Origin of the sequence: Aquamicrobium lusatiense (assembly GCF_014201615.1) — a bacterium.
Taxonomy (GTDB): domain Bacteria; phylum Pseudomonadota; class Alphaproteobacteria; order Rhizobiales; family Rhizobiaceae; genus Mesorhizobium; species Mesorhizobium lusatiense.
The window spans coordinates 814,509-840,683 of the sequence record NZ_JACHEU010000001.1 but is presented as its reverse complement, the minus strand read 5'-3'; the positions used below and the strand labels follow the sequence as shown (position 1 = coordinate 840,683).

Annotated in this window: 22 protein-coding genes; 13 read left to right on the top strand and 9 right to left on the bottom strand. The window is 63.8% G+C overall.

From position 1 onward, the window contains the following. Window positions 1-45: 45 nt before the first annotated feature. The 5 genes from HNR59_RS04085 to tlpA form a co-directional block, all read right to left on the bottom strand. Window positions 46-1,104: a sn-glycerol-3-phosphate import ATP-binding protein UgpC gene (locus HNR59_RS04085; RefSeq protein ID WP_183826339.1), complete on the bottom strand. Its 1,059-nt coding sequence runs from the start codon at window positions 1,102-1,104 to the stop codon at window positions 46-48. 3 nt (window positions 1,105-1,107) lie between these two features. Then, window positions 1,108-1,956 carry a sn-glycerol-3-phosphate ABC transporter permease UgpE gene (ugpE, locus tag HNR59_RS04080; protein ID WP_183831306.1) on the bottom strand — a complete coding sequence of 283 codons (849 nt, stop codon included), beginning with the start codon at window positions 1,954-1,956 and terminating at the stop codon, window positions 1,108-1,110. Window positions 1,957-1,990: 34 nt separating this feature from the next. Then, a complete protein-coding gene (gene ugpA, locus HNR59_RS04075; RefSeq protein ID WP_183826336.1) occupies window positions 1,991-2,875 on the bottom strand; it encodes a sn-glycerol-3-phosphate ABC transporter permease UgpA in 885 nt (294 codons plus the stop codon). Window positions 2,876-3,117: 242 nt separating this feature from the next. Further along, on the bottom strand, window positions 3,118-4,425 hold the full coding sequence (gene ugpB / locus HNR59_RS04070) for a sn-glycerol-3-phosphate ABC transporter substrate-binding protein UgpB (protein WP_183826333.1): 1,308 nt from the start codon (window positions 4,423-4,425) through the stop codon (window positions 3,118-3,120). 135 nt (window positions 4,426-4,560) lie between these two features. Then, on the bottom strand, window positions 4,561-5,244 hold the full coding sequence (gene tlpA / locus HNR59_RS04065) for a thiol:disulfide interchange protein TlpA (RefSeq protein WP_183826330.1): 684 nt from the start codon (window positions 5,242-5,244) through the stop codon (window positions 4,561-4,563). 32 nt (window positions 5,245-5,276) lie between these two features. On the opposite strand from tlpA, the gene argH reads away from it, so the two are divergent. From argH to HNR59_RS04045, 4 genes are all read left to right on the top strand, one after another. Beyond that, on the top strand, window positions 5,277-6,677 hold the full coding sequence (gene argH / locus HNR59_RS04060; RefSeq protein WP_183826327.1) for an argininosuccinate lyase: 1,401 nt from the start codon (window positions 5,277-5,279) through the stop codon (window positions 6,675-6,677). A 67-nt stretch (window positions 6,678-6,744) separates the two neighbouring features. Further along, window positions 6,745-6,951 carry a lipoprotein gene (locus tag HNR59_RS04055; RefSeq protein WP_183826324.1) on the top strand — a complete coding sequence of 69 codons (207 nt, stop codon included), beginning with the start codon at window positions 6,745-6,747 and terminating at the stop codon, window positions 6,949-6,951. Between the two features lie 16 nt (window positions 6,952-6,967). Then, window positions 6,968-8,233: a diaminopimelate decarboxylase gene (lysA, locus tag HNR59_RS04050; protein ID WP_183826321.1), complete on the top strand. Its 1,266-nt coding sequence runs from the start codon at window positions 6,968-6,970 to the stop codon at window positions 8,231-8,233. A 156-nt stretch (window positions 8,234-8,389) separates the two neighbouring features. Then, window positions 8,390-10,975: a TIGR02302 family protein gene (locus HNR59_RS04045; RefSeq protein WP_183826318.1), complete on the top strand. Its 2,586-nt coding sequence runs from the start codon at window positions 8,390-8,392 to the stop codon at window positions 10,973-10,975. On the opposite strand, the gene HNR59_RS04040 is transcribed toward HNR59_RS04045, so the two are convergent. From HNR59_RS04040 to HNR59_RS04030, 3 genes are read right to left on the bottom strand one after another with little or no spacing between them, the layout of a single operon-like run. Then, complete coding sequence (locus HNR59_RS04040; protein ID WP_183826315.1) at window positions 10,976-11,359, bottom strand: response regulator; 384 nt, start codon at window positions 11,357-11,359, stop codon at window positions 10,976-10,978. Window positions 11,360-11,418: 59 nt separating this feature from the next. After that, on the bottom strand, window positions 11,419-11,961 hold the full coding sequence (gene hpt, locus HNR59_RS04035; protein ID WP_183826313.1) for a hypoxanthine phosphoribosyltransferase: 543 nt from the start codon (window positions 11,959-11,961) through the stop codon (window positions 11,419-11,421). 37 nt (window positions 11,962-11,998) lie between these two features. Beyond that, window positions 11,999-12,664, bottom strand: a complete 666-nt coding sequence (locus HNR59_RS04030; protein ID WP_183826311.1) for a hypothetical protein — start codon at window positions 12,662-12,664, stop codon at window positions 11,999-12,001. 183 nt (window positions 12,665-12,847) lie between these two features. Here HNR59_RS04030 and ftsE point away from each other — a divergent pair, with 183 nt between their 5' ends. From ftsE to HNR59_RS04010, 4 genes are all read left to right on the top strand, one after another. Further along, window positions 12,848-13,507 carry a cell division ATP-binding protein FtsE gene (gene ftsE / locus HNR59_RS04025; protein ID WP_183826308.1) on the top strand — a complete coding sequence of 220 codons (660 nt, stop codon included), beginning with the start codon at window positions 12,848-12,850 and terminating at the stop codon, window positions 13,505-13,507. After that, complete coding sequence (locus tag HNR59_RS04020; protein ID WP_183826305.1) at window positions 13,500-14,492, top strand: cell division protein FtsX; 993 nt, start codon at window positions 13,500-13,502, stop codon at window positions 14,490-14,492. Before ftsE ends, HNR59_RS04020 begins: the two co-directional genes overlap by 8 nt. A gap of 110 nt (window positions 14,493-14,602) precedes the next feature. Next, complete coding sequence (locus HNR59_RS04015) at window positions 14,603-15,289, top strand: YdcF family protein (protein WP_425291475.1); 687 nt, start codon at window positions 14,603-14,605, stop codon at window positions 15,287-15,289. A 141-nt stretch (window positions 15,290-15,430) separates the two neighbouring features. After that, entirely contained in the window at window positions 15,431-16,222 is a 792-nt protein-coding gene (locus HNR59_RS04010) for a lysophospholipid acyltransferase family protein (protein ID WP_183826299.1), read from the top strand. Between the two features lie 84 nt (window positions 16,223-16,306). Here the strand turns inward: HNR59_RS04010 and HNR59_RS04005 are convergent, their stop codons facing one another. Beyond that, window positions 16,307-18,841 (bottom strand): heavy metal translocating P-type ATPase, encoded by a 2,535-nt coding sequence (locus HNR59_RS04005; protein WP_183826296.1) that lies wholly within the window; start codon window positions 18,839-18,841, stop codon window positions 16,307-16,309. A gap of 161 nt (window positions 18,842-19,002) precedes the next feature. Here HNR59_RS04005 and HNR59_RS04000 point away from each other — a divergent pair, with 161 nt between their 5' ends. The 5 genes from HNR59_RS04000 to HNR59_RS03980 all read left to right on the top strand — a co-directional run bounded on the left by HNR59_RS04000 (window position 19,003) and on the right by HNR59_RS03980 (window position 26,135). Then, window positions 19,003-21,798, top strand: coding sequence for a [protein-PII] uridylyltransferase (locus tag HNR59_RS04000; protein WP_183826293.1), 2,796 nt, complete (start codon window positions 19,003-19,005; stop codon window positions 21,796-21,798). A gap of 167 nt (window positions 21,799-21,965) precedes the next feature. Then, window positions 21,966-23,552, top strand: a complete 1,587-nt coding sequence (murJ, locus tag HNR59_RS03995) for a murein biosynthesis integral membrane protein MurJ (RefSeq protein ID WP_183826291.1) — start codon at window positions 21,966-21,968, stop codon at window positions 23,550-23,552. Window positions 23,553-23,713: 161 nt separating this feature from the next. Beyond that, window positions 23,714-24,781 carry a tryptophan--tRNA ligase gene (trpS, locus tag HNR59_RS03990; RefSeq protein ID WP_183826288.1) on the top strand — a complete coding sequence of 356 codons (1,068 nt, stop codon included), beginning with the start codon at window positions 23,714-23,716 and terminating at the stop codon, window positions 24,779-24,781. 86 nt (window positions 24,782-24,867) lie between these two features. Next, window positions 24,868-25,359, top strand: coding sequence for a universal stress protein (locus HNR59_RS03985; protein WP_183826285.1), 492 nt, complete (start codon window positions 24,868-24,870; stop codon window positions 25,357-25,359). 206 nt (window positions 25,360-25,565) lie between these two features. Beyond that, window positions 25,566-26,135, top strand: coding sequence for a NifU family protein (locus tag HNR59_RS03980; protein WP_183826281.1), 570 nt, complete (start codon window positions 25,566-25,568; stop codon window positions 26,133-26,135). The last annotated feature ends 40 nt before the right edge of the window (window positions 26,136-26,175 follow it).

Here is a 26,175-nt window from a genome sequence, read left to right as displayed (position 1 = left end):
AGAAAAGCAGAAATGCTCTAAGTTTTTTGGACAAGCAGGCGGGTTTCAGACCCGCTTGCCGTCCTTGTCGAAGAAATGCAGCCGGTCCCGGCCGGCTGTTACTTCCAGATGATCGCCCGGGCTGGCCATGCTGCGGCCGGGAACGCGCACCACGATGCGCACGCCCCCTGCGGCGCAATGCAGGAAACTTTCCATTCCCACCGGCTCCACCGCCTCCACAGTTACCGGCAGCGTGAAGGCCGGCGACTGACCGTCGCCAGTGGCAATCACCACATCCTCGGGTCTGAGCCCGACTATGGCAACGTTGTCGGCGACATCGCCACCGAGGACCGCGCCAGCAACCATCGCCCTGCCCTGCGCATCGCGCGTCAGCGCCAGAAGGTTCATCGGCGGGGCACCGATGAAGGCGGCAACGAAGGTCGAGGCCGGCTTCTCATAAATATCCATCGGCGCGCCAACCTGCTCGATGAGACCGCCGTTCATCACCACCAGCATGTCGGCCAGCGTCATGGCTTCGAGCTGGTCATGGGTGACATAGACCGAGGTGACGCCGAGATTGCGCTGCAGGTTTTTGATCTCGACCCGCATCTGGCCACGCAGCTTGGCGTCGAGATTGGAAAGCGGCTCGTCGAACAGGAACACCTTGGGATTGCGCACAATGGCGCGGCCCATGGCGACGCGCTGGCGCTGGCCGCCGGAAAGCTGGCGCGGCTTGCGGTCCAGCAGCTGGTCGAGTTCGAGCGTCTTTGCGGTCGCCCGCACGCGGGCATCGATCTCCGGCTTCGGCGTGCCGCGGTTGCGCAAGCCATAGGCCATGTTGTCGTAGACGCTCATATGCGGATAGAGCGCGTAGTTCTGGAACACCATGGCGATGTCGCGATCGGTCGGGCCGATGCTGTTGACGACCTTGCCGTCGATGGAAATCGTGCCGGCCGAGATCGTCTCCAGCCCCGCGATCATGCGCAGCAGCGTGGACTTGCCGCAGCCCGACGGCCCGACCAGCACGCACAGCGCCTTGTCGGGAATGGCGATGGAGATGCCCTTCACCGCCTCGAAGCCGCCTGCATAAACCTTGCGCACATCGTTGAGATCGACTGTCGCCATGTTCTATTTCTCCGACTCGACCAGACCCTTGACGAACCAGCGCTGCATGGCCACCACCACCAGGATCGGCGGGATGATGGCAAGGATCGACGTCACCATGACCAGATGCCATTGCGTGTCGGCATCGGCGAAGGAGATCATCTTGCGCAGCGCGATGACGATGGTGTTCATGTCGTTGCTGTTGGTGACCAGAAGCGGCCACAGATATTGCGTCCATCCGTAGATGAAGAGGATGACGAACAGGGCCGCGATGTTGGTGCGCGACAGGGGCAGCAGGATGTCGAAGAAGAAGCGCCACGGCCCCGCCCCGTCGACGCGCGCGGCCTCCACCAGTTCGCCCGGAATGGTCATGAAGAACTGCCGGAACAGCAGCGTTGCGGTGGCCGAGGCGATCAGCGGCACGATCAGCCCGGCATAGGTGTCGATGAGCCCCAGATCGACCATCACCTTGTAGGTCGGCAGGATGCGCACCTCGACGGGCAGCATCAGGGTGATGAAGATGACCCAGAAGAAGGTCATCCGGAACGGAAAGCGGAAGAACACGATCGCATAGGCCGACAGGATCGAGATGATGATCTTGCCGATGGCGATGCCCAGCGCCATCACCGTGGTGTTGACGAGCAGGGTGCCGACACCGACGCCGCCGATCTGGCGAGTGCCGCCCCACAGAGCCTGCGAATAATTGTTCCAGAACTCCGGTCCCGGCAACAGTGGCAGCGGCGGGCGCAAGATCGTCTGCAGTGAATGGGTGGACGCGACGAAGGTGTAGTAGATCGGGAAGGCGACGATGACCACGCCAAGGATCAGGATGGCGTGGGCAAGCCAGATGCCGGCAGACGACTGGCCGATCATCAGCTTGTCGCTGCCGCTGGCCGGTGCCTTTGTATCAGCCATAGTGCACCTTCCTTTCCACATAGCGGAACTGGATGGCGGTGAGCGCGATGACGATGATCATCAGGATCACCGACTGGGCGGCCGATTCGCCGAGGATCAGGTTGACGAAGCCGTCATTGTAAACCTTGTAGACCAGCGTTTCCGTCGACTTGCCGGGCCCGCCGCCGGTGACGGCATGGATGATGCCGAAAGTGTCGAAGAAGGCGTAGGTGGTGTTGATGACCAGCAGGAAGAAGGTCGTGGGCGCCAGCAGCGGAAACACGATCGTCCAGAACCGCTTGACCTCCCGCGCGCCGTCGATGGCTGCCGCCTCGATCAGGCTTTTCGGGATCGCCTGAAGGCCGGCGACGAAGAACAGGAAATTGTAGCTGATCTGCTTCCATGCCGCCGCCGTCACCACCAGCACCATGGCATCGGTCGAATTGAGCAGCGGGTCCCACGAGATCCCGGCCTTGCGCATGAGCACGGCCAGCGTACCGATCGAGGGGTTGAACATGAACAGGAACAGCATGCCGGCAATGGCCGGCGCCACCGCATAGGGCCAGATCAAAAGGGTGCGGTAGAGACCACGGCTGCGCACCACCTTGTCGGCCATCACCGCCAGCAGCAAGGCCACGCCCATGGCAACGACGGCGGTGGCGACGGAGAAGATCACCGTCACATGCATCGCATTCAGATAGGCGGGATCGGCCAGAACCTTTTTGAAATTGGCGAACCAGACGAAACGGGAGCGCAGGCCGAACGGGTCCTCCCGCAGCATAGACTGGTAGAGCGCCTGTGCGGCAGGGAGATAGAAAAAGACCAGCGTGATGGCGAGCTGGGGCGCCAGCAGCAGATAGGGCAGGACGCGGTTGGGAAATACGACGCGCGGCGTCATGTCCATCTCCTCCGGCTTCTTTCGGCGCAAGCGGGACCATCGGAGCAGAAAGACCGGGTGGTTTCAAGCAGATGGTTCACGCAGGCGGACCCTTCCGTCGCAATGGCAGGCAATTCGGGACTTGCGCGGCAAGGGGGAAACGTTGCGCCATGATGGCGACATGGTCGTGCAGAAAGCCGCGAACCCATGGAAAGACGGAGGGCCGGCACGACGCCGGCCCTCCCTGATCCGGACACCAGCGCCTAGTTGGCGTTGGCTTCCTTGATGGCCGCATTGCCGCGCGTGACGGCAGCGTCGAGCGCCTGCTGTGCGGTCTGCTGGCCGGCGAGCATCTTCTCGAACTCCTCGTTCTGGATATCGCGCACCTGCGGCAGGTTGGCGAGACGAACGCCCTTGGAGTTCTCGGTCGGCGCCTTGCCCATCATCTGCAGGATCGGCGTTTCGCGGCCGGGGTTCTTCTCGTAGAAGTCCGACCCTTTGGTGGCTTCATAGGCGGCCAGCGTCACCGGCAGATAGCCGGACTGCTCGTGCAGGAACTGCTGCACATCGGTCTGCGACAGATAGTTGAAGAAGGCGGCAACGCCCTTGTACTGCTCGTCCGACTTGCCGGCCATCACCCACAGGCTGGCGCCGCCGGGCGTGGTGTTCTGCGGGCCCGCGCCGTCCTCGTCATAGGGGAGCTGGCCGATGCCATAGTTCATGCCCGACTTGACGATGTCGCCAAGGCCGCCCGACGATTCGGTGAGAATGCCGCATTCGCCGGCAAGGAACAGCTGCTTGGCCTCCGAAGTGCGGCCGCCATATTTGAAGGTGCCGTCCTTGGCCAGATCGGCGATGGACTGGAAGTGGTTGACGTAGAGCGGAGCGTTGATCTTCAGCTCGACGTCGCCGCCGGCAAGGCCGTTCTCATTGGTGCCGTAGGAAATGTTGTTCCAGGCGGCGAAGTTCTCCAGATGGATCCAGGTGAGCCAGGTCGAGGTGTAACCGCAGGCAGCCGCACCGCTGGTCTTGATCTTCTTCGCCGCTTCAAAAACCTCACCCCAGGTCTTGGGCGGGTTGTTCACGTCGAGGCCGGCTTTCTCGAACACATCCTTGTTGTAATACAGGATCGGCGAGGAAGAGTTGTAGGGGAAGGACAGCATGGTGCCGTCGGGCTTCGAGTAGTAAGCGACGATGCCCGGCAGATACTGGCTCTTGTCGAACTTCAGGCCAGCACCCTCCAGAACTTCGGCGACCGGGCGGATGGCGCCCTCGGCGGCCATCATGACGCCGGTGCCGACGTCGAAGACCTGAATGATGTCGGGGGCCTGGCCGGCGCGGAAAGCGGCGATTCCGGCATTCAGCGTCTCGGGATAGGTGCCCTTGAAGACCGGCACGACTTCATAGTCGCTCTGGCTGGCGTTGAAGTCCTTGGCGATTTTGTCGACCACTTCGGCATTGGCGCCGGTCATGGCGTGCCACCAGCTTATCTGGGTGGCAGCGATGGCGGAGGCCGAGGAATAGAGGGTGAGTGCGGTTGCAAGACCTGCTGCAATACCCAGAAGCTTCATCTTCATCTCCCGATACATAATTGACCAAATGGAGTTCAGTTCCGCGGTCGGAAGTATGGGGCGAATATGACAGACAGACAACAGCGGCGTGTCGATATGATGAAAGCCGGTTAAGGAGCGTGGAAAACTCCGGCTTTACTTTACGTCACCCAGAGCGGTTTCGATGAATCTGACGGCATCTGGCGTAGACCACTCGGCCGGGCCGTTCATATGGGCAAGCAGGCAGCCTTCATCATCGACCAGCACGGTGACGGGCAGGCCGAGCGCAAGGCCCTTCGCCTTCAGCTCGTTGAAAGCGCCCATGGAATGGTCGCTGTAGTAGGCAAGACCGGACACCTTGATTTCATTGAGGAAGGCTTTCGGCTTTGCGTCGTCGCCGGTATCCACGTTGATGGCGACCACCTCGAAGCTGTCGCCACCCATTTTCTGCTGCAACTCGTCCAGAGCCGGCATTTCGGCACGACAGGGCGCGCACCATGTCGCCCACAGATTGACCAGCACGGTCTTGCCAGCGTGGCCGGCAAGCGTAGCCGGCTTTCCATCCGGGTCATTGAAGGCAAGACCGGCCAGCGATTGCGGCGGATCGGCCGGCAGCATGGCCGCGACGTGACCTGTCGCGGCGGCGGCTACCTTCTTTGCGCGCTCCGTTTTGGCGGCGCACACGCGATCCTGCGCGGCGATGGCAGACGTTGCGACCGTTGCATTGTTGCCTTCAAGGCCGCCGCTGACATATACCGCGAGCGCGCCGGCTGCGGCACCGGCCAGGAGGGCCGCCAGAATCAGGCGCGTGGTGGGGAAAAGTTTTCTGCCGTCTGCCATTTTTTCAACTGCTCCGGGCACGGGTTATAGAGATGAGCGACAAGAAGGCCAGCAACCAGATGTGGGGCGGACGATTTGCCTCGGGTCCCGCCGCGATCATGGAAGCGATCAACGCCTCCGTCGGCTACGATCGCAAGCTCTACGCGCAGGATATAAGGGGTTCGATCGCCCATAGCGAGATGCTGGCCAAAACCGGCATCATTTCGGCAGACGACAGCAAGAAAATTGCCGATGGCCTCGCCACCATCCGCAGCGAAATCGAGGCCGGAAAATTCGAGTTCTCCACCAGGCTCGAAGACATCCACATGAACATCGAGGCGCGGCTGGCCGAACTGATCGGCCCGGCCGCCGGCCGGCTGCACACCGCCCGCTCGCGCAACGATCAGGTGGCCGTCGATTTCCGGCTGTGGGTGAAGGACGAGTTCCACCGCGTCGCCGAGGCGCTGAAAGGGCTGATCGCGGCATTCGTGGCGCGCGCCGAAGAACATGCGGCCGCCGTGATGCCCGGCTTCACCCATCTTCAGACCGCGCAGCCGGTGACCTTCGGCCACCATTGTCTCGCCTATGCCGAGATGTTCGCGCGTGACCTGTCGCGGGTGCGCGATGCCATCGAACGCATGGACGAGAGTCCGCTCGGTGCGGCAGCGCTTGCCGGCACCGGCTTCCCCATTGACCGCCACATGACGGCGAAGGCGCTGGGCTTCCGCGAGCCGACCCGCAATTCGCTCGACAGCGTTTCCGACCGCGACTACGCGCTGGAGTTCCTGTCCGTGGCCTCGATCGCCGGCACCCATCTGTCGCGCTTGGCGGAGGAGATCGTCATCTGGTCGACGCCACAATTCGGCTTCGTGCGCCTGTCCGACAGCTTCTCCACCGGCTCCTCGATCATGCCGCAGAAGAAGAACCCGGATGCGGCCGAACTGGTGCGGGCCAAGACCGGGCGCCTCAACGGCCACCTGATCGGCCTGCTGACGGTGATGAAGGGCCTGCCGCTGACCTATTCCAAGGACATGCAGGAAGACAAGGAAGCCGTGTTCGACGCGGCCGAGACGCTCGACCTGATGCTGGCGGCGATGACGGGCATGGTCCGCGACCTGACGGTCAACGAAGCCGCGATGAAGCGCGCTGCCGGTTCCGGCTACTCCACCGCCACCGACCTTGCCGACTGGCTGGTGCGGGAACTGGGCATTCCCTTCCGCGAGGCACATCATGTCACCGGGCGTGCGGTTGCGCTGGCCGAAGAGAAGAAATGCGGCCTCGAAAAGCTGACGCTGGAGGATCTGAAGTCCATCCATGAGGGCATCACCGCCGATATCTTCTCCGTGCTGTCGGTGCAGAATTCGGTGAAAAGCCGGCAGAGCTTCGGCGGCACCGCCCCCGCCGAGGTGCGCCGTCAGGTGCGTTACTGGAAAAAGCGACTGGCCAAGGCTTGAAGCCGGGTGCATTGATCGCCAAACTTGGATAGAACCCGGTCAAGGGTAATCACGGACGGATGAAACGATGACCGCAGGCAGACTGGTTACGATGCTGGCGCTGGTCGCCACGATGGCGACTGTTTCAGCCTGCGGGCGCAAGTCGGGCCTCGACACGCCCTATGAGGCAGCCGTCGAAGCCCGCAAGGAAGCGCAGCGCAACAAGGAGCCGCTGCCGCCGGAACCGCAGAAACCGGACAACGACAAGCCGTTCATCCTCGACAAGCTGATCTGATTTCCGGAAGCTCGCCTTGAACCATTTTGAATATCGCGACGGCATTCTTCACGCCGAGGATGTTTCGATCCCGGCGATTGCGGCTGCGGTCGGCACACCGTTCTATTGCTATTCCACGGCAACGCTGACCCGTCATTTCAACGTGTTCAGCCAGGCTTTCGCCGGGCTCGACACGCTGGTTTGCTATGCGCTGAAAGCCAATTCCAATCAGGCCGTTCTGAAGACGCTGGCAAAGCTCGGCGCAGGAGCCGACACGGTCTCGGAAGGCGAGATCAGGCGCGCGCTTGCCGCCGGGATACCGGCCAGCAGGATCGTGTTCTCTGGCGTCGGCAAGAAGGCCGGCGAGATGGATTTCGCGCTTGAGGCCGGCATCTACTGCTTCAACGTGGAATCCGAGCCGGAACTGGAGCTTCTGTCGCAACGCGCCACGGCGCTGGGCAAGGTGGCTTCCGTCTCGTTGCGCATCAACCCCGATGTCGATGCGCGTACCCACGCCAAGATCTCCACCGGCAAGTCGGAGAACAAGTTCGGCATTCCGATTTCCCGCGCCCGCGAGGCCTATGCCCGCGCAACAGCCCTTCCCGGCATCAGGGTGAGCGGCGTCGATGCACATATCGGCAGCCAGATCACCGACCTCCAGCCTTTCGACGACGCCTTCACGCTGATGGCGGAACTGGTTAGCCAGCTCAGGGCAGACGGCCATGACCTGACCCATGTCGATATGGGCGGGGGACTTGGCGTTCCATATCAGCACGACAATTCCCCGCCGCCGCTTCCCGTGGCCTATGCGGAGATCGTGCGCAGGCATTTCGCCGATATCGGCGCCAGGCTGGTGTTCGAGCCGGGGCGGCTGATCGTCGGCAACGCCGGCATCCTCGTCACCGAGGTGATTTACCTCAAGGAAGCTGAAGCCAAGAATTTCCTGATCGTCGATGCGGGCATGAACGACCTGATCCGCCCGACGCTCTACGAAGCCTATCACGACATCCGCCCGGTGACGGAACCGGCCGCCGATGCCGAATGGCTCAAGGCCGACGTGGTCGGGCCGGTGTGCGAGACCGGCGATTATCTCGGCCTCGACCGCAACCTGCCGCGCATGGCACCGGGCGATCTGGTCGCCGTCTACACCGCCGGCGCCTATGGGGCGGTGCAGTCGGGCACCTACAACACCCGCCCCCTCATCCCGGAAGTTCTGGTCGATGGCGACCGCTTCGCCGTCGTGCGCAGACGCCAGACCTATGAAGAACTGATCGGCCTCGACACACTTCCGGACTGGCTCTGAAAGCGGACCGGAACAGTGCGGGACGCCGTGCCGGAGGGGCGGCGATCCGATCACGTTTTCGGGAACCCGCCTCGCCTTCGCCGTCTTTGCTGGTAAACTCGGCAAGCTATCACTGGCAAAGAGGCCATGCCTTCGTGGCCGGCAGCGGAAAGGCCGATGACTGACCGTCCCGATGCAAGCACCCCTGCGAGACTGACCCCGGGATTACCGGGGCGTCTTGTTCTGAGCCGCATGGGCACCCGCGCGGCCATGATCGCGGAGCGGTTCTGGCCGCTGGTGCTGCCGCTCGTTCTGGTCGCCGGGCTGTTCGTCAGCCTGTCTTGGTTCGGCCTCGTGGCCAGCCTTTCCGATTGGCCGCGGGTCGCGGTGATGAGCGCGTTCGCCCTCGCCGCGCTGGTTGCGCTGTGGCCGCTGCGCTTCTTCCGCCTGCCCTCGACCGCTGAAGTCGATCGCCGCATCGAAGCGGCGAACGGGCTTGCGCACAGTCCGTTGCGGACGCTCACCGACCGGCCGAGCGGAACGCAGACGGCCTTCAGCGAAGCGCTGTGGCGCGAGCATCAGAAACGCATGGCCGGCCGGCTCGGCAATCTCGATGCCGCCCTGCCCGTTTCCAGAGTGCCGGATCGCGACCCATGGGGCCTGCGCGCCGTGGTGGCGCTGTTGCTGTTCGTATCCTACGCCTTTTCGCTCGGCCCCATGGGCGGCAGCCTTTCCGACGGTTTCCGCCCGACTGCCGTGCGTGAAGCGCTGGCGGCGCGCATCGACGCCTGGGTGACGCCGCCTGCCTATACCGGCAAGGCGCCCATGTTCCTGAATGCAGACGCCAATCGCGCTGTTTCCCTGTTCACGGTGCCCGCCGGGAGCACGGTTTCGCTGCGCGTCACCGGCGGATCGGGCTCGGAGACGCTGAGCTTCATACCTGCCGACGGCAAGGAAACGCCGATCGAGCCGGCTTCGCCGGCAGCCGGGGATGGGAACGGGAACGTCGGGCCGGCTGCTGACGGCGTGAGGCAGTTTGCCGGAACGCTCGGTCAGGACGGCGAACTCGTTCTGCGCTCCGGGCGCAGCGAGGTCGCGCGCTGGACCTTCGCGGTCACGCCGGATACCCCTCCGACCATTCGCTTTGCAGGCGAGCCGAAGCGGGCCGCCAATGGCACGCTCGAACTGCAATACGAGATCGAGGACGATTACGGCGCAGCCTCCGCGGCGGTCGAGTTCAGGCAGGCCGCGCCGCCGGCGGCCGGGGCGCGTCCGCTCTATGACGAGCCGGAGATGGCGCTGAACCTGCCCCGGCGCGGCTCGAAGGCCAATGCGGCGAAAACCTCGAAGAACCTCACCGAGCATGTCTGGGCCGGCCTGCCCGTCACGCTGACGCTGGCTGCCACCGACGACGCCGGGCAGACAGGGCGCAGCGAGACCGTCACCATGACGATGCCGGAAAGGACCTTCACCAATCCCCTGGCCCTTGCGGTGATCGAGCAGCGCCGGCTGCTTGGCCTCGACGCCAATGCGAAGCAGCGCGTGCTTGACCTGATGGACGCCGTGACCCTTCGCCCCGAGGATACGTTCGACAGTCCGACCGCCTATCTGGGCCTGATGAGCGCGCGCAGCCGGCTCCGGCTGGCGTCCGGCGACGATCAGCTTCGCGACGTCGTCTCCTATCTGTGGCATGTGGCGCTCGGCATCGAGAATGGCAGCCTTTCGGATGCGGAACAGCGCCTGCGGCAGGCGCAGCAGGCCTTGCAGGATGCGCTGCAAAACGGGGCATCGGATGAGGAAATATCGCGGCTGATGCAGGAACTGCGTCAGGCCATGAATGATTTCCTGCGCGAATTCGCCCAGCGCAACCAGAACCAGAACAATGCGCGGGCGCCACAGAACGGGCAGGAGCTGCGCCAGAGCGATCTCGACCGCATGATGGATCAGATCGAGAATCTCGCCCGCTCCGGCAACAGCGAACAGGCGCAGGAACTGCTGTCCCAGCTTCAGGAGATGATGAACAACCTCCAGATGGCGCAACCGGGCCAGCAGGGTCAGGGCCAGCAGGGCGACGAGTTCAGCCAGCAGATGAACAAGCTGGGCGAAATCATGCGCCGCCAGCAGGAGATGATGAACGAGACGTTCCGCATGGACCAGATGCAGCGGGGCGATAATGGCCGGATGGGAGACGACCAGCAGGAAGGGCTGGACGGCAACCAGAACCAGCGTGGACAGAGCGGCCAGCAGGGACAGGGCGGCATGACGCCCGAGGAACTGGCTGACGCGCTCAGGCAGTTGCAGGAGGGGCAGGACCAGCTCCAGAAAGACCTGCAGCAGCTCGGCAAGGATCTCGAAGGCATGGGCATGCAGCCCAATGAGGGGCTCGGGCAGGCCGACAAATCCATGGGGCAGGCCGGCGAATCGCTCGGCGAAGGCGAAGGCGACCGCGCCGTCGGCCATCAGGGCCGGGCGCTGGAAGCCCTGCGTCAGGGCGCACGCGACATGATGCAGCAGTTGCAGGCCATGCAGGGCGAGGACGGCCAGCAGGGGCAGGGCCGGCGCCAACAAAGCGCGGACCGCGATCCGCTCGGTCGGCCGCGCGGCACGCAGGGGCCGGACTTCGGCAATTCGGTGAAGGTGCCGGACGAGATCGACGTTCAGCGCGCCCGCGAAATCCTCGACGCCATCCGCAAGCGGCTGGGAGAAGCGATGTCTCCGGAGGTCGAGCGCAGCTATCTGGAAAGATTGCTGGAACTGAAGTGATCAGGCGGCGCGGGTCAGCTCGACGCAAAGCGCTGCTTCGACCCGGCTGCGGATTTCCGCCAGCGAAAACGGCTTGTTGACGACATCGATGATGACGCTGCTGAGGTCGTCGGCTCGCTCGCGCTGGTCGGCATAGCCGGTCATCAGCAGGATGCGAAGGCCGGGACAGGCCCGGGCAGCACACATCGCCATCTCGATGCCGTCCATCTCCGGCATGCGGATATCGGACACGACCAGATCGTAATCGCTGTCGGCGGCGCAGATCATGTCCAGTCCCTGCGCCCCGTCTGCAGCGACATGAATCTGGTGCCCGGCGCGTTCCAGCGCACGGGAGACGAACATACGGACGGACTCATCGTCCTCAACGATCAGAAGCTTTGCCATGGGCAGGACTCTGACCGCCAAAAGTTAATTTTGCCGAATCCGGCATGGTAAGAAAAAGGTTACGCGTCGCCCTTGACGATTCCGACGAAAGGCAGCTCGCGGAAAGCGTGGCCGACATCCATTCCGTAACCGACGACGAAATGGTCAGGGCAGTCGAAGCCGACATAATCGGCTTCCAGATCGATCTGGCGGCGCATGCGCTTGTCGAGCAGGACGGCCAGCGAACAGCTCTTCGCGCCGCGCGACAGCATCAGGTTGCGCGCGAATTGCAGCGTCTTGCCGGACTCCAGAATATCGTCGATCAGCAGCACGTCGCGCCCGGCAACTTCATTGTCGATGTCGCGCAGGACGCGCACCTGACCGCTTTCCGTGCCCGCGCCATAGGAGGAGATGAAGATGAATTCCACCTCCGGGGCGAGCCCCGCATCATGCATGGCGCGAATCAGATCGGCGGCGAAGATGAAGGACCCTTTCAGGATCGAAATCACCAGAAGGTCGTTGTATTCGCGACCCGCTATGTCCTTGGCGAGCTCAAGGTTGCGGCGGGCGATCGCCGAAGCCGAGAACAGGACTTCAATGTCCTTGCCGCGCACGATTGGCATTTGGCGATACTCCCGCTGGGTGCTTTCTGGCTCTGTACTATCCGGTAAAGGCTACGGATACGGATTTCACTCCGCTTCTAGGCACCTCGACCCGCCCGGAAAAGCTGAATCTTTCGCCCGGGGCGAGCGAGCGCCCGGATGTCCCCAGCCTGTAGCGGGTGATGCGCCCGTCTTCGCCGGTGACGCGGATCTCCAGCGGCGGCACTTTTGCGGCGCCTGCGCCGTCATTTCCCGCTTCACCATCGACGAGGAGAAGCGGCCGGGCACCCGAATCATCGACCCTGGACGTGACGGCGGAGATCGAAAGTGCTGTCTGCGGCGCCTCCCTGAACATCTCCATGTCCATGACCAGCGCATGCCCGCCGCCGATCCAGAATGCGGTGCCGGCAATCAGAATTCCCGCCAGCCAGAATACCGGCCCGCCACGTGTGGAAAAGGGTCGGGCATGCGATCGCCTGTCCTTGCGCAGCACGGCCATGCCCTGCATTTGCGCGGGTTCCAGACCGATGGCCGCGCTGCAATCCTTCGCGGCGGCATCCTTATGAGGGGCGCGATGAGGCGGACCGGACAAGGTGACGAAATCGGCATCCACGATGTCGCGCGAAAGCCCCGCCGGCAGAGGGCGCATCCCTCGCGCGTCACCTTCGTCCGGGCCGGTCATGATTTCGCCGGAAACCGGTCGTGCCATCGTCTGGGCGGCCATGCTGGTCCCCGTTCGCACTCTCGTTTTCTTCTGGTAGACGAAGAATGGTTAATGCTTCGCGACCCGAAGCCACAGACTGGTAGGGATTGTGCCGGAATTTAACTTGCTGTTAACCACGCCTGACGATTTTCGCCGTGAGGAAACGGTCGGTGCTTCGCCCGTTCAGCATTCAGGTCGTTCAACGTGATCCGCTTCGAAAATGTCGGCCTGCGCTATGGCATGGGTCCGGAAATTCTCCGCGATATCTCCCTGCACATACCGGCGGGGTCGTTCCAGTTTCTGAGCGGGCCTTCCGGTGCCGGCAAGACCACGCTTTTGCGCCTTCTGTTCATGTCGCTGCGGCCGACGCGCGGGCTCATCACCATCTTCGGCAAGGACCGCGCCCGCATCTCGCGCGCCGAACTGCCGCTGCTGCGCCGCCGCATCGGCATCGTGTTCCAGGACTTCCGCCTGCTCGACCACATGACCACCTATGAGAATGTGGCGCTGCCGCTGCGCGTGCGCGGCCGCGAGGAGGCCAGCTACCGCACCGATGTGATCGAGCTGCTGAAATGGGTGGGTCTGGGCGAGCGCATGCATGTGCTGCCGCCGGTGCTGTCGGGTGGAGAGAAGCAGCGCGCGGCGATCGCGCGCGCGCTCATCGAGCAGCCCGAAATCCTGCTCGCCGACGAGCCGACCGGCAATGTCGACCCCCAGCTAGCCCGCCGACTGCTCAGGCTGTTCATCGAGCTGAACCGGCTGGGCACGGCCGTGGTCATCGCCACCCATGATCTGGCGCTGATGGATCAGGTGGATGCCCGCCGCCTGATTCTCGCCAATGGAAGGCTGGACATCTATGATTGACGCTCCTCAGCCTCGGCCGGATGAAGAAGAAGGTTTCGAGCGCCCCGCGCCGCCCGAGCGCGCGCCGCGCAAGACCGCGCCCATCGTACCGGCGCAGAACATTGCCGGCCGGGCGCTCGTCGTGGTCATCGCCATCATGACTTTCCTGTCCTGCGTCACCTTCGGTGCGGTCACGCTGGTGCGCGATACGGCATCGGTGTGGGAAAACCAGATCTCGCGTGAGGCGACGATCCAGATCAAGCCCACCGAGGGCCTCGACATGGAGATCGCACTTGCCACCGCCGCCGGCCTCGCCGCCGAATTCGACGGCGTGAAAGGCACGCGCATTATCGACAGTGCCGCCACCATGCGCCTGCTGGAGCCATGGCTGGGGTCGGGCTTCGACATCGGGCAGCTTCCGGTGCCGCGCCTCATCATCGTCACCATCAACGAGGACAGCCCGCCCGATTTCAAGGACATGCGCGAGGCCATCACAACCGCCGTGCCCAGCGCCACGCTGGACGATCACCGCACATGGGTCGACCGGCTCGTCGCAATGGCCCATACGACGGTAACCATCGGCATTGCCGTGCTGGGCCTGATGCTGTCGGCAACGGTAATGACCGTTGTGTTCGCCACACGCGGCGCCATGGCCGGCAACGGTCACATCATCGAGGTTCTGCACTTCGTCGGCGCCGAGGCGCAGTTCATCGCGCGCCAGTTCCGCACCCGCTTCCTGTTCACCGGCATGAAGGGCGCTGCGGCCGGCGGGGTCGCGGCCATCGTCGTCTTCATCCTGTTCTCATGGTGGTCTTCGCGCAACATGGCCACGCCGCAGGGCGATCAGGCCGCCGCCCTGTTCGGCAATTTCGCTATCGGCTCTGCCGGCTATCTGGGCGTTCTGATGATGGTCATCATCATCGGCGCGCTTACGGCAGCCACCTCTCACGCCACGGTGGTCGCCTATCTCAGCGACCTCGAAGGAGGGCAGACGGATGGCGGCTGAGAAAGATCACAAACCGAAATAATCGGTAATGCAATGTGTGACGGTGGCTCCGCCAAAGCGCGCGAATCACGGTTTACCATACACGCATGATTGGGAAGGAACTGGGTGTGATGGCCGATATGGTGCCAGCATCGCGCATAGGGAGGCGCGCGCGGGGTCGCGTGCGCCATGCCGTGCGCATTGCGGCCATACTCATGCTTGGTTTCGCGACCTGTTTTCTGGCCGGCTTTGGCTGGTTTTCAGGCCATGTCAGCCGCCTCAGCACGCCGGCCGACCCGCAGGCCGCCGACGCCATCATCGTTCTCACCGGTGGCCAGGCACGCCTCGATGCGGCGATGGGGCTGCTCGCATCCGGCAAGGGGGAGCGGCTGCTGATCAGCGGGGTTCACCCTGCCGCGAGCCGCAAGCAGCTTCAGATTGCCATGGGTGGCGACAGCGCCCTGTTCGACTGCTGCGTCGACATCGACCGCGCCGCGCTTGATACCATCGGCAATGCCGAGGAAAGCGCCAAATGGGTCGAGGAGCATGGCTATGGCAGCATCATCATCGTCACCAACAACTACCATATGCCGCGCAGCCTTCTGGAAATGGGGCGCCTGCTGCGCGACGCGCGGCTGGAGCCTTATCCGGTCGTGAATTCCAAGCTCGATGATGGCCGCTGGCTGGTGAAGCCACAGGCGCTCAGGGTGCTGTTCACCGAATACAACAAGTATCTGGTCGCGCTGGTGCGCAGCGTGCTGCCATTGCGGCTGCAGCATGGCGGCTTGTCGCTGGCGGATGCTTCCCTGAAGGAATGACCTGAGCCCCTGCTGGCTGTTTCCTTTTTCTGCGCAGCTGGTGTAACGAAGGCGCCTGTTTCCGCGCATTCATGCAGGTGCGGGCGCGAGGGCACCATCTTGCCTTTCCCGAACTGCTCAGATTACGGGCTTGCTCCGCCTATGCTTCAACTTCGCTCGCTGGCTTTCAATGCCGCCTTCTATGCCAGCCTGATCTTCCAGATGTTCTTCTGGGCGCCGTTCTATTTTCTGGCACCGCGACACAGAGCCTGGCTGGTGCCGAGGTTCTGGTCGCGCTCGAGCATGTGGCTCTACGAAAAGATCGCGCACACGCGCAGCGAGATCACCGGACAGGAAAACCTGCCGGAAGGGTCCTTCATTCTCGCCCCCAAGCACCAGTCTTTCTGGGATACGATCGCGTTCTTTCCCTATCTGAAAGACCCGATCTACATCCTCAAGCGCGAGCTGATGTGGATTCCCTTCTTCGGCTGGTATCTTCTCAAGATGCGTATGATCCCGGTCAACCGCGGCAGCCGCGCCAAGGCGCTGAAGGCGGTGTCGGCGGCGACAAGAGCCGAGATGGAGCGCAATCCGCGCCAGCTCATCATCTATCCCGAAGGCACAAGGCGCGCGCCGGGCGACGTGCCAAACTACAAATGGGGCATCGTCGAGCTCTACACCCAGCTTGGCGTTCCGGTCGTGCCCGTCGCCCATGTGGCCGGGCTCTACTGGCCGCGCCGCAAGTTCCTGCGCTATCCCGGAACCATCAAGGCGCGTTTCCTCAAGCCCATTCCGCCGGGGCTCGACCGGGACGAATTCATGCGCCGCCTGATTACCGAAACGGAAGCGGCCTGCGATGAACTGCTCATCGAGGCCGCCACAGCACCGAATGCGCCGCCCCTGCCGTCAACGGCCGTCAAACGGCTGAAGGAACTCGGCGTTACCATCTCCTGACAGACACAAAAGGGCCTATGACGAAAAGAGGGCGCAGCCGAAGCCGCGCCCCTTCCAGAGGCATCTCGCATAAGCGGAGCCCGATCAGAGCCTGACGGTGCGCAATCTCAGCGCATTGGCGATCACCGAGACCGATGACAGGCTCATGGCGGCTGCGGCCAGCATCGGCGACAGCAGCGTGCCGGTGACCGGATAAAGCACGCCGGCCGCCACCGGAACGCCAAGCGCGTTGTAGAGGAAGGCGAAGAACAGGTTCTGCCTGATGTTGGAGAGCGTCTTCTCAGCCAGATGGCGCGCCCGCACGATGCCGGTGAGGTCGCCCTTGACCAGCGTGATGCCGGCGCTTTCAAGCGCTACGTCGGCGCCGGTGCCCATGGCGATGCCGACATCGGCGGCGGCAAGCGCCGGCGCATCGTTGATGCCGTCGCCGGCCATGACCACGACTGCGCCCCTGCCCTTCAGCTCCGCGACCAGATCGGCCTTGGCCTGCGGCAGCATGCCGGCGCGGATCTCGGAGATGCCGAGCTTTGCGGCGATCGCCTTTGCCGTGCGCTCATTGTCGCCCGTCGCCATGACGATACGCATGCCGGAACGGGTCAGTTCGCGCAGCGCCTCGGCGGCGGTCGGCTTGATCGGGTCGGAGACCGCAACCACGCCGGCCGGCTTGCCGTCCACGGCGACGAGGATGGCCGAGCGGCCGTTTTCGCGCAGCGCATCGGCGTGCTGCGAGGTCAGGGCCGCGTCGATGCCATGCTCCTGCATGAACAGCGCGTTGCCGAGCACCAGTCTGCGCCCGCCGACCGTGCCGGAAACGCCCTTGCCGTTGACCGCCTCGAAATCGCCGGCAGCCGGAATGGCCAGACCGCGCGCCTTTGCCCCGGCGACGATGGCCTCGGCCAGCGGGTGTTCGGATCCCTGCTCGATGGAAGCCGCCAGCGCCAGCACCTCGTTTTCCTCGAAGCCCTGTTCGGCACGCACGTCGCTCAGTTCCGGCCTGCCTTCGGTAAGGGTGCCGGTCTTGTCGACGATCAGCGTGTCGACTTCCGCCAGCCGCTCAAGTGCCGCCGCCTCGCGGATCAGCACGCCGGCCTGCGCGCCGCGCCCCGTGGCGGTCATGATCGACATCGGCGTCGCCAGACCGAGCGCGCAGGGGCAGGCGATGATGAGGACCGACACCGCCGAGACGATGGCGTAGACGAGGCGCGGCTCGGGGCCGAACACCATCCATGCTGCGAAGGCCAGAATGGCGATCAGAACCACCGTCGGCACGAACCAGCCGGACACGCGGTCGGCGAGGCTCTGGATCGGCGCGCGGCTGCGCTGCGCCTTCGCGACCAGTTCCACGATGCGCGACAGCGTCGTCTCCGACCCCACCTTCTCGGCGCGCATGACCAGCGTGCCGTTGCGGTTCAGCGTGCCGCCGATGAGACCGTCGCCCTCGCCTTTCTCGACGGGGATCGGCTCGCCGGTGATCATCGATTCGTCGATGGTTGAGCGGCCCTGCTCGACGATGCCGTCGACCGGCACCGATTCGCCCGGACGGATGCGCAGGCGCTCGCCGGCCTTCACCTCTGCAAGCGGCACGTCGTGTTCAGAACCGTCGGCGTCCACCCGCCTTGCCGTCTTGGGCGCCAGATCGAGCAGGGCGCGAATGGCCGAACCGGTCTTCTCGCGGGCCTTCAGTTCCAGAACCTGCCCGAGGAAGACCAGCGCGATAATGACGGCGGATGCCTCGAAATAGACCGGCACCGAATCGCCGTGGCCGCGCACCTCATGCGGGAACAGATCCGGGAACAGCATGGCCACGACGCTGTAGAGATAGGCAGCCGAAACGCCGATCGAGATCAGCGTCCACATGTTGGGGCTTCGGTTGCGAATGGACGCCCAGCCGCGCTTGAAGAAAGGATAGGCCGCCCACAGGACGACCGGTGTCGCCAGCGCGAACTCTGCCCACACGGCGACCCTCTCGCCCAGCCAGTCGCGCACCGGAAGGCCGACCATCGGCCCCATCGAGATGATCATCAGCGGAATGGCCAGCGACAGGCTGACCCAGAAACGCCGCGTGAAATCGATGAGCTCCGGATTGGGGCCCTCGTTGCCGGTCGGCACGCCCATGGGCTCCAGCGCCATGCCGCAGATCGGGCAATCGCCGGGCTCGTCGCGGATGATCTCGGGGTCCATCGGACAGGTGTATTTGGTGCCTTGCGGCATCGGCTCTGGCGCCGGGCGATCGCCTAGATATTTTTCGGGCTCCGCCTCGAATTTCTCCAGGCAGCGCGCCGAGCAGAAATAGTATTTCCCGCCCTGATGGCGCAGGAAATGGCGGGCGCTGGCGCGGTCCACATTCATGCCGCAGACGGGGTCTTTCGCGGTCAGGTAGCTTTCGGGATCGGCGGCGAATTTGGTGCGGCAGCCTTCACAGCAGAAATGATAAGTATGGCCTGCATGTTCATGGCTGGGCTTGCCCGCCTGAGGGTCGACCGTCATGCCGCAGACAGGATCGCGCACGAGCGTTTGCGTCTGCGCCGGTGCGGATCCCGAGCAGCAGGAGCCGCCCTTCTTATGGACGTGATCGCCATGATTGTGGCTGTGATTATGCGTGTGGTCGGAATGTGCCATGACCGCCTCTTTCAACTGCTTTGGCCTGAGATAGGGCTTCCAGTGACTGGAAGGTCAAGAGCTATGTGCCGATGCCGGAACCTTGCAGGCAAAACCATACCGTTGCAGCATAAAACAGGATATAGGACGCTTCTCCCTAAGCTGAAGGATAGCCGGCACGCATGGCAAAGATCGCGCTCAGGCTGGACGAACTCATAGATGGCGCGGCATTGCGCAGCCAGCTGTCGGCGCTGGCCGGCAAGGGCACGGCGAATTCCTCCGACACCCGCAATGCGGTGCTTGCCCTGCTCAAGCAGCAACGACAGGAAGGTCTGCGCATCGCCGAGGAGATGCTGCGCCAGGACGGCAGCGGCACCGCGTGCGCAGAACGGCTGTCCCATGTCATGGACGAGATCGTGCGGGCGCTCTACGATTTCACCGCGAGCCGCGTCTACCCGGCCGACAATCCCTCGACGGCCGAGCGCATGGCGGTTGTGGCGGTGGGCGGCTACGGGCGCGGAACCCTGGCGCCCGGCTCCGACATCGACCTGTTGTTCCTGCTGCCCTACAAGCAGACGCCGTGGAGCGAGCAGATCGCCGAGTATATGCTCTACATGCTGTGGGACATGCGGCTGAAGGTCGGCCACGCCACACGCAACATCGATGAGTGCGTCCGCCTCTCCCTGTCCGACATGACGATCCGCACCGCGCTTCTGGAAAGCCGGTTCCTGTGCGGCGACGAGGCGCTGAGCCGCGAGATGGTGGAGCGGTTCGACCGCGAGGTGGTGGCCACCACCGGCGCCGAGTTCGCGCAGGCCAAGCTGGCCGAGCGCGACGTGCGCCACGCCAAGTCCGGCGAAAGCCGCTATCTGGTCGAGCCCAACGTCAAGGACGGCAAGGGCGGCCTGCGCGACCTGCACACGCTGTTCTGGATCGGCAAATATTACTACCGGGTGCGCAGCGGCGGCGAGCTGGTGGGCAAGGGCGTGTTCACGCAGGGCGAGTACCGGCAGTTCCTCAAGTCGGAGGATTTCCTGTGGGCGGTGCGCTGCCACATGCATTTCCTCACCGGCAAGGCGGAGGAGCGCCTGCATTTCGACATTCAGCGCGATATCGCCGAGCGCCTCGGCTACACCAGCCATCCCGGCCTGTCGGCTGTCGAGCGCTTCATGAAGCACTATTTCCTCATCGCCAAGGATGTCGGAAACCTCACCCGCATTTTCTGCGCCGGACTGGAGGAGGAGCAGGCCAAGCAGGTTCCCGGCATGGCCGGCATGCTCACCGGCTTCACGCGCCGACGGCGCAAACTGGCCGGCACCAGCGATTTCGTGGTCGACAACCACCGCCTCAACGTGGCCGACGACAAGGTGTTCGAGCGCGATCCGGTCAATCTGCTGCGCCTGTTCTGGTTTGCCGACCGCCACGGGCTGGAATTCCACCCGGATGCGCTGAAACTGGTGACGCGCTCGCTGCGGCTGGTCGACAAGACGCTCCGCCGCAACCATGAAGCCAACCGGCTGTTTCTCGACATCCTCACCTCGGACCGGCATGCCGAGCTCAATCTCAGGCGCATGAACGAGGCCGGGCTTCTCGGGCGACTGATCCCCGATTTCGGCAAGATCGTCGCCATGATGCAGTTCAACATGTACCACCACTATACGGTGGACGAGCATCTGATCCGCTGCGTCGGCATTCTGGCGCAGATCGAAAGCGGCGCTGGCGAAAAGGCGCATCCGCTGTCGCATTCGCTCATGCCCGAACTGGCAAAGCACCGCGACGCGCTTTATGTAACGGTGCTCCTGCACGACATCGCCAAGGGTCGCCCGGAGGATCACTCGACGGCCGGCGCGCGCATCGCACGGCGCATATGCCCGCATATGGGCCTGTCGAAAAGCGACACCGAAACCGTCGCCTGGCTGGTGGAGCACCACCTGCTGATGTCGATGACCGCCCAGACGCGCGACCTCAACGACCGCAAGACGATCGAGGATTTCGCCACCATCGTGCAGTCGGTGGAACGGCTGAAGCTGCTTCTTATCCTGACCGTCTGCGACATTCGCGGGGTGGGTCCCGGCGTCTGGAACGGCTGGAAGGGACAGCTTCTTCGCACCCTCTATTACGAGACGGAACTGCTGCTTACCGGCGGATTCTCGGAAATGTCGCGCTCACAGCGCACGGCCGACGCACGCGCCGAGCTGATCAAGGCGCTGGACGGTTGGACCGAGGACGAGAAGGTTGCCTATGTCGGCCTTCTTTATCCGAACTACCTGCTTACCGTTGCTCTGGCCGATCAGCTTCGCCATGCGAAATTCGTGCGCGAGGCCGATGCCGCCGGCCGCAAGCTCGACACCATGGTGCGCACCCATGAATTCGAGGCCGTGACCGAAATCACAGTGCTGGCGCAGGACCATCCCCGCCTGCTTTCGGTGATCGCGGGCGCATGCGCCGCCGCCGGCGCCAACATCGTCGATGCCCAGATCTTCACCACAGCCGACGGGCGCGCGCTCGACACCATATTGATCAGCCGCGAGTTCGAGCTGGACGAGGATGAGCGCCGCCGCGCCGAACGCGTCGGCAAGCTGATCGAGGATGTGCTGTCGGGGCGCAGCTGGCTGCCGGAGGTGATCGCAAAGCGCAGCAAGGCCAAACGCAGCGCCAAGGCCTTCCGCATCACGCCGCGCGCCGAAATCCGCAACACGCTGTCGCACCGGTTTTCGGTGATCGAGGTGAAGGGCCTCGACCGGCCCGGCCTGCTGTCGGAAATCACCGGTGCCCTGTCCGACCTTTCGCTCGACATCGCATCGGCCCATATCACCACCTTCGGCGAGAAGGTGATCGACACTTTCTATGTCACCGACCTGACCGGGCAGAAGGTGGAAAACCCGGCGCGCATCGCGGCAATCAGCAAGCGGCTGGTCGAGGTGCTGAAGGGAAACGGGCTCACCGAGCTTTACAAAGCCCGCTCGGCGGCGGAATAGGCAGGCATGAATTTGCAGCTTCCCGTCCCTGCCCGCTCCGGGGCAAGACATCGTTCCGCAGCCTGCGCTCCCCCCGCCTGTCCGATGGCGGTCCGGTGCCAGCCGGCTTCTGACGCAATGGCGGGATCGCCTCGCAAACACAGCCGCCTTGCAGGAGCATCGGTCCAGTGAGCCTTGTCAGGAAATTCGCGACCGTCGCTTCCGGCACATTGATGAGCCGCATCCTGGGCTTCGCCCGCGAAATGCTGATGGCGGCAGCCCTTGGCACCGGGCCGGTGGCCGGCGCCTTCTACGCCGCGTTCCAGTTCCCCAACACCTTCCGGCGCCTGTTCGCCGAAGGGGCGTTCAACAGCGCTTTCGTGCCGCTGTTCGCCAAGGAGATCGAAGCCGGCGGCATCGACGGCGCGCGCCGCTTCTCCGAGGAAGTGTTCGGCGTGCTGTTCTCGGTGCTGACCGGCCTGACCATCCTCATGGAACTGGCCATGCCGCTTCTGGTGCGCACCATCATCGCGCCGGGCTTCTACAGCGACCCGCAGAAATACGAGCTGACCGTGGCGCTCGCCACCATCATGTTCCCCTACCTGATGTGCATGTCGCTGGCGGCGATGATGGCGGGGATGCTGAATTCGCTGCGCCGCTATTTCGCGGCCGCCGTGGCGCCCGTTTTCCTCAACATCATCCTCATCGCGGTGCTCGGACATGCCTGGTACACCGGCGCCGATGGGCTCAGCACAGGCTATGCCATGGCCTGGGGCGTGATGGCGGCCGGCGTCGTGCAGCTTGCCATCGTGTGGATCGCGGCGCGCCGCGCCGGCATTTCCATCGGCTTCAGATGGCCGCGCATGACCCCCAATGTGAAGCGCCTTCTCTGGCTGGCGCTGCCAGCGGCGATCACCGGCGGCATCACCCAGATCAACACGCTGATCGGCACGGCAATCGCCTCGGGGCAAGACAAGGCCGTGCCTGCCCTCGCGCAGGCGGACCGCTTCTACCAGCTTCCGCTCGGCGTGGTCGGCATTGCCGTCGCCATCGTGCTTCTGCCTGAGCTGGCGCGGGCGCTGAAATCCGGCAATCTGGTCGAGGCCGCCAGCCTCCAGAACCGCTCCGTCGAATTCGTTCTGTTCCTGACCCTGCCGGCAACCGCCGCCCTTCTTGCCATTTCCGAGCCGATCGTCAGGGTGCTTTACGAGCGCGGCGCCTTCACTGCCGACGACACGCTGCTGGTGTCCTCGATCCTTGCCGTCTTCGGGCTCGGCCTGCCTGCCTTCGTGCTGATCAAGGCCTTCACGCCGGGCTATTTTGCGCGGGAAGACACGAAGACACCGATGGTGTTCGCCGCAATTTCGGTGGCGATCAACATCACCATCGCGCTCAGCCTGTTCCCGTTCATGGGTGCGCCCGGCATTGCCGTCGCCTCCGTCGTCGCCGGCTGGGTCAATGCAACGATGCTGCTTGTCGTGCTGGTGCGGCGCGGACACTGGGGTCATGACGCACCGCTGATGAAGCGCATTCCACGCCTCGTCCTGTCGTCGGCGCTGATGGGAGCGGCCCTTTATGGCGCGGCCAGATGGCTTGCGCCATGGCTAGCCTCATCCGCCTCGCTGCTGTCGCAGACCGGAACGCTGGCCCTGCTGTGCGGCGGCGGCGCGATCGTGTACTTCGCGCTGGCCTTCGCCACCGGCGGCGCCGACATCGCCATGATCCGCCGCAACATCAGGCGTGGCGATGCCGCACCGGCACCCATCGAAGAGTGAAGGCTCCGCAGACGATGCCCCCTTGATTGTGCAGGGGGCTTCGTTCATAAGCCCGCCTCGTTGAGCCTCGTCATGCGGGGTTTCCACATGCATGATTCCACCGTCCAGCCGGGCGCTTCCGGGTCATGCCCGAACGGCCCTCCACAAGCCAGGGAGACATCATGACCACCTTCAAGCCGCTCGTTTTTTCCGGTGTCCAGCCAACCGGCAATCTGCATCTCGGCAATTATCTCGGCGCCATCCGCAAATTCGTGGCGTTGCAGGACAGCAACGACTGCATCTACTGCGTCGTCGACCTGCACTCCATCACAGCGCAACTCGTGCATGACGATCTCGCCTCGCAGACGCGTTCGATCACGGCCGCCTTTCTCGCCGCCGGCATCGATCCGAAGAAGCACATCGTCTTCAACCAGTCGCGCGTCATGCAGCACGCCGAGCTTGCCTGGATCTTCAACTGCGTGGCGCGCATCGGCTGGATGAACCGCATGACGCAGTTCAAGGACAAGGCCGGCAAGGACCGCGAGAATGCCTCGCTCGGCCTGCTTGCCTATCCGAGCCTGATGGCGGCCGACATTCTGGTCTACCGCGCCACCCACGTTCCGGTCGGTGACGACCAGAAGCAGCATCTGGAACTGACCCGCGACATCGCCCAGAAGTTCAACAACGATTTCTCCGCACGCATCGCCGAGCTTGGGCTGGGCGTGGAGATGCAGATGGGCGACGAGACCGTCAACGGCTTCTTCCCGCTTACCGAGCCGATCATCGGCGGCCCGGCGGCCCGCGTCATGTCGCTGCGCGACGGCTCCAAGAAGATGTCGAAGTCGGACCCCTCCGACCTGTCGCGCATCAACCTGACCGACGACGCCGACACGCTGTCGAAGAAGATCAAGAAGGCGAAGACCGATCCTGAGGCCCTGCCGGGCGAAGTGGACGGGCTGGCCGGCCGCCCCGAAGCCGACAATCTCGTCGGCATCTATGCCGGCCTTGCCGACACGACGCGCGAAGCGGTGCTGAAGGAATTCGGCGGCCAGCAATTCTCGGTGTTCAAGCCCGCCCTTGCCGATCTGGCGGTTCACAAGCTGGCGCCGGTTGCCGATGAAATGCGCCGCCTGATCGCCGATCCCGGTCATATCGACGCCGTGCTGCGCGACGGCGGCGAGCGGGCCGGCGCCATCGCCGAAGAGACCATGCATTCGGTACGCGACATCATCGGTCTTCTGCAGGACTGACGTTTCGTCACTGCCGGACATCTTGCCGCCGGCTTCGGCCGGTGGCAGATTGCGCCGGTTCAAAGCCAGCGAGGCGGATCACGCATATGGTATCCAAACGTCTCTCCCGCGAGGCCGGCCATCGCCGCAAGTTTCTGGCGATTGTCGACGACACGTCCGAATCCGAACGGGCTGTCACCTATGCGTCCATCCGCATGCAAAGCACCAATGGCGTTCTGGTGCTGCTCTATGTGATCGACACCGAAGATTTCCAGCATTTCCTCGGCGTCGAGAAGATCATGCGCGAGGAAGCGACGGCCAACGCCCATGCGGCCCTTGATGCGCAGGCCGCGCGCATCCGCCAGAAATACGGCATCGAGCCCGAGCTGGTTGTGCGCGAGGGCGATAGGATCGAGGAAATCCACAAGCTGATCGAGGAAGATCAGGACATCGCCATCCTGGTTCTGGCTGCAGGCTCGGGCAAGGAAGGCCCCGGCCCGCTCGTCGCCTCCGTGGTCGGCAAGGGCGCGGCATTCCCCATCCCCGTGACCATCATTCCCCAGACCCTCTCCGACGAGGATATCGAAAGCCTCGCCTGAGACCAATCGTCCGGCGGCAAGGGCATGTCTTGAACCGCGCAGGCTGCGGGTTTATCTGTAGGGAAGGAATTTCCCGAAGCGTATCGCGATCTTTCACAATCGCTCCCTGCGCTTTGAGTTTTGTTTTTTCGCATGTCATTGTTCCGAAACCGGTTCCCAACTTCGGGCGACATGCTTTAAGGCCGATATCGGCCATGGAGACGGCCATGTTCATCCAGACCGAGGCGACCCCGAACCCCGCCACGCTGAAATTCCTGCCCGGGCGCGAGGTTCTGCGCGAAGGCTCCGCCGATTTCCGCGATGCCGAAACGGCGCGCCAGTCCTCACCGCTGGCCGGTCGCCTGTTCGACATTCCCGGCATCACAGGCGTCTTCTTCGGCTATGACTTCATCACCGTCTCCAAGGAAGGAGCCGACTGGCAGCATCTGAAGCCTGCCGTGCTCGGCACCATCATGGAACACTTCATGTCGAACCAGCCGGTCATGGCCGGCGCCGGCCCTGCTCCCGAAAGCAGCGAGACCGAGGAGTTCTACGACAAGGAAGACGAGGAGATCGTCCTCACCATCAAGGAGCTGCTCGACACGCGCGTGCGGCCGGCTGTCGCTCAGGACGGCGGCGACATCACCTTCCGTGGCTACGAGAACGGTGTCGTCTTCCTGCACATGAAGGGAGCCTGCGCCGGCTGTCCCTCGTCAACCGCGACACTGAAGCATGGCATCCAGAACCTGCTGCGCCATTTCGTTCCGGAAGTGCAGCAGGTCGAGCAGATCGCCTGATCTGCATCTTCGCCTTCAGATCATAGGACAACAAAAAACC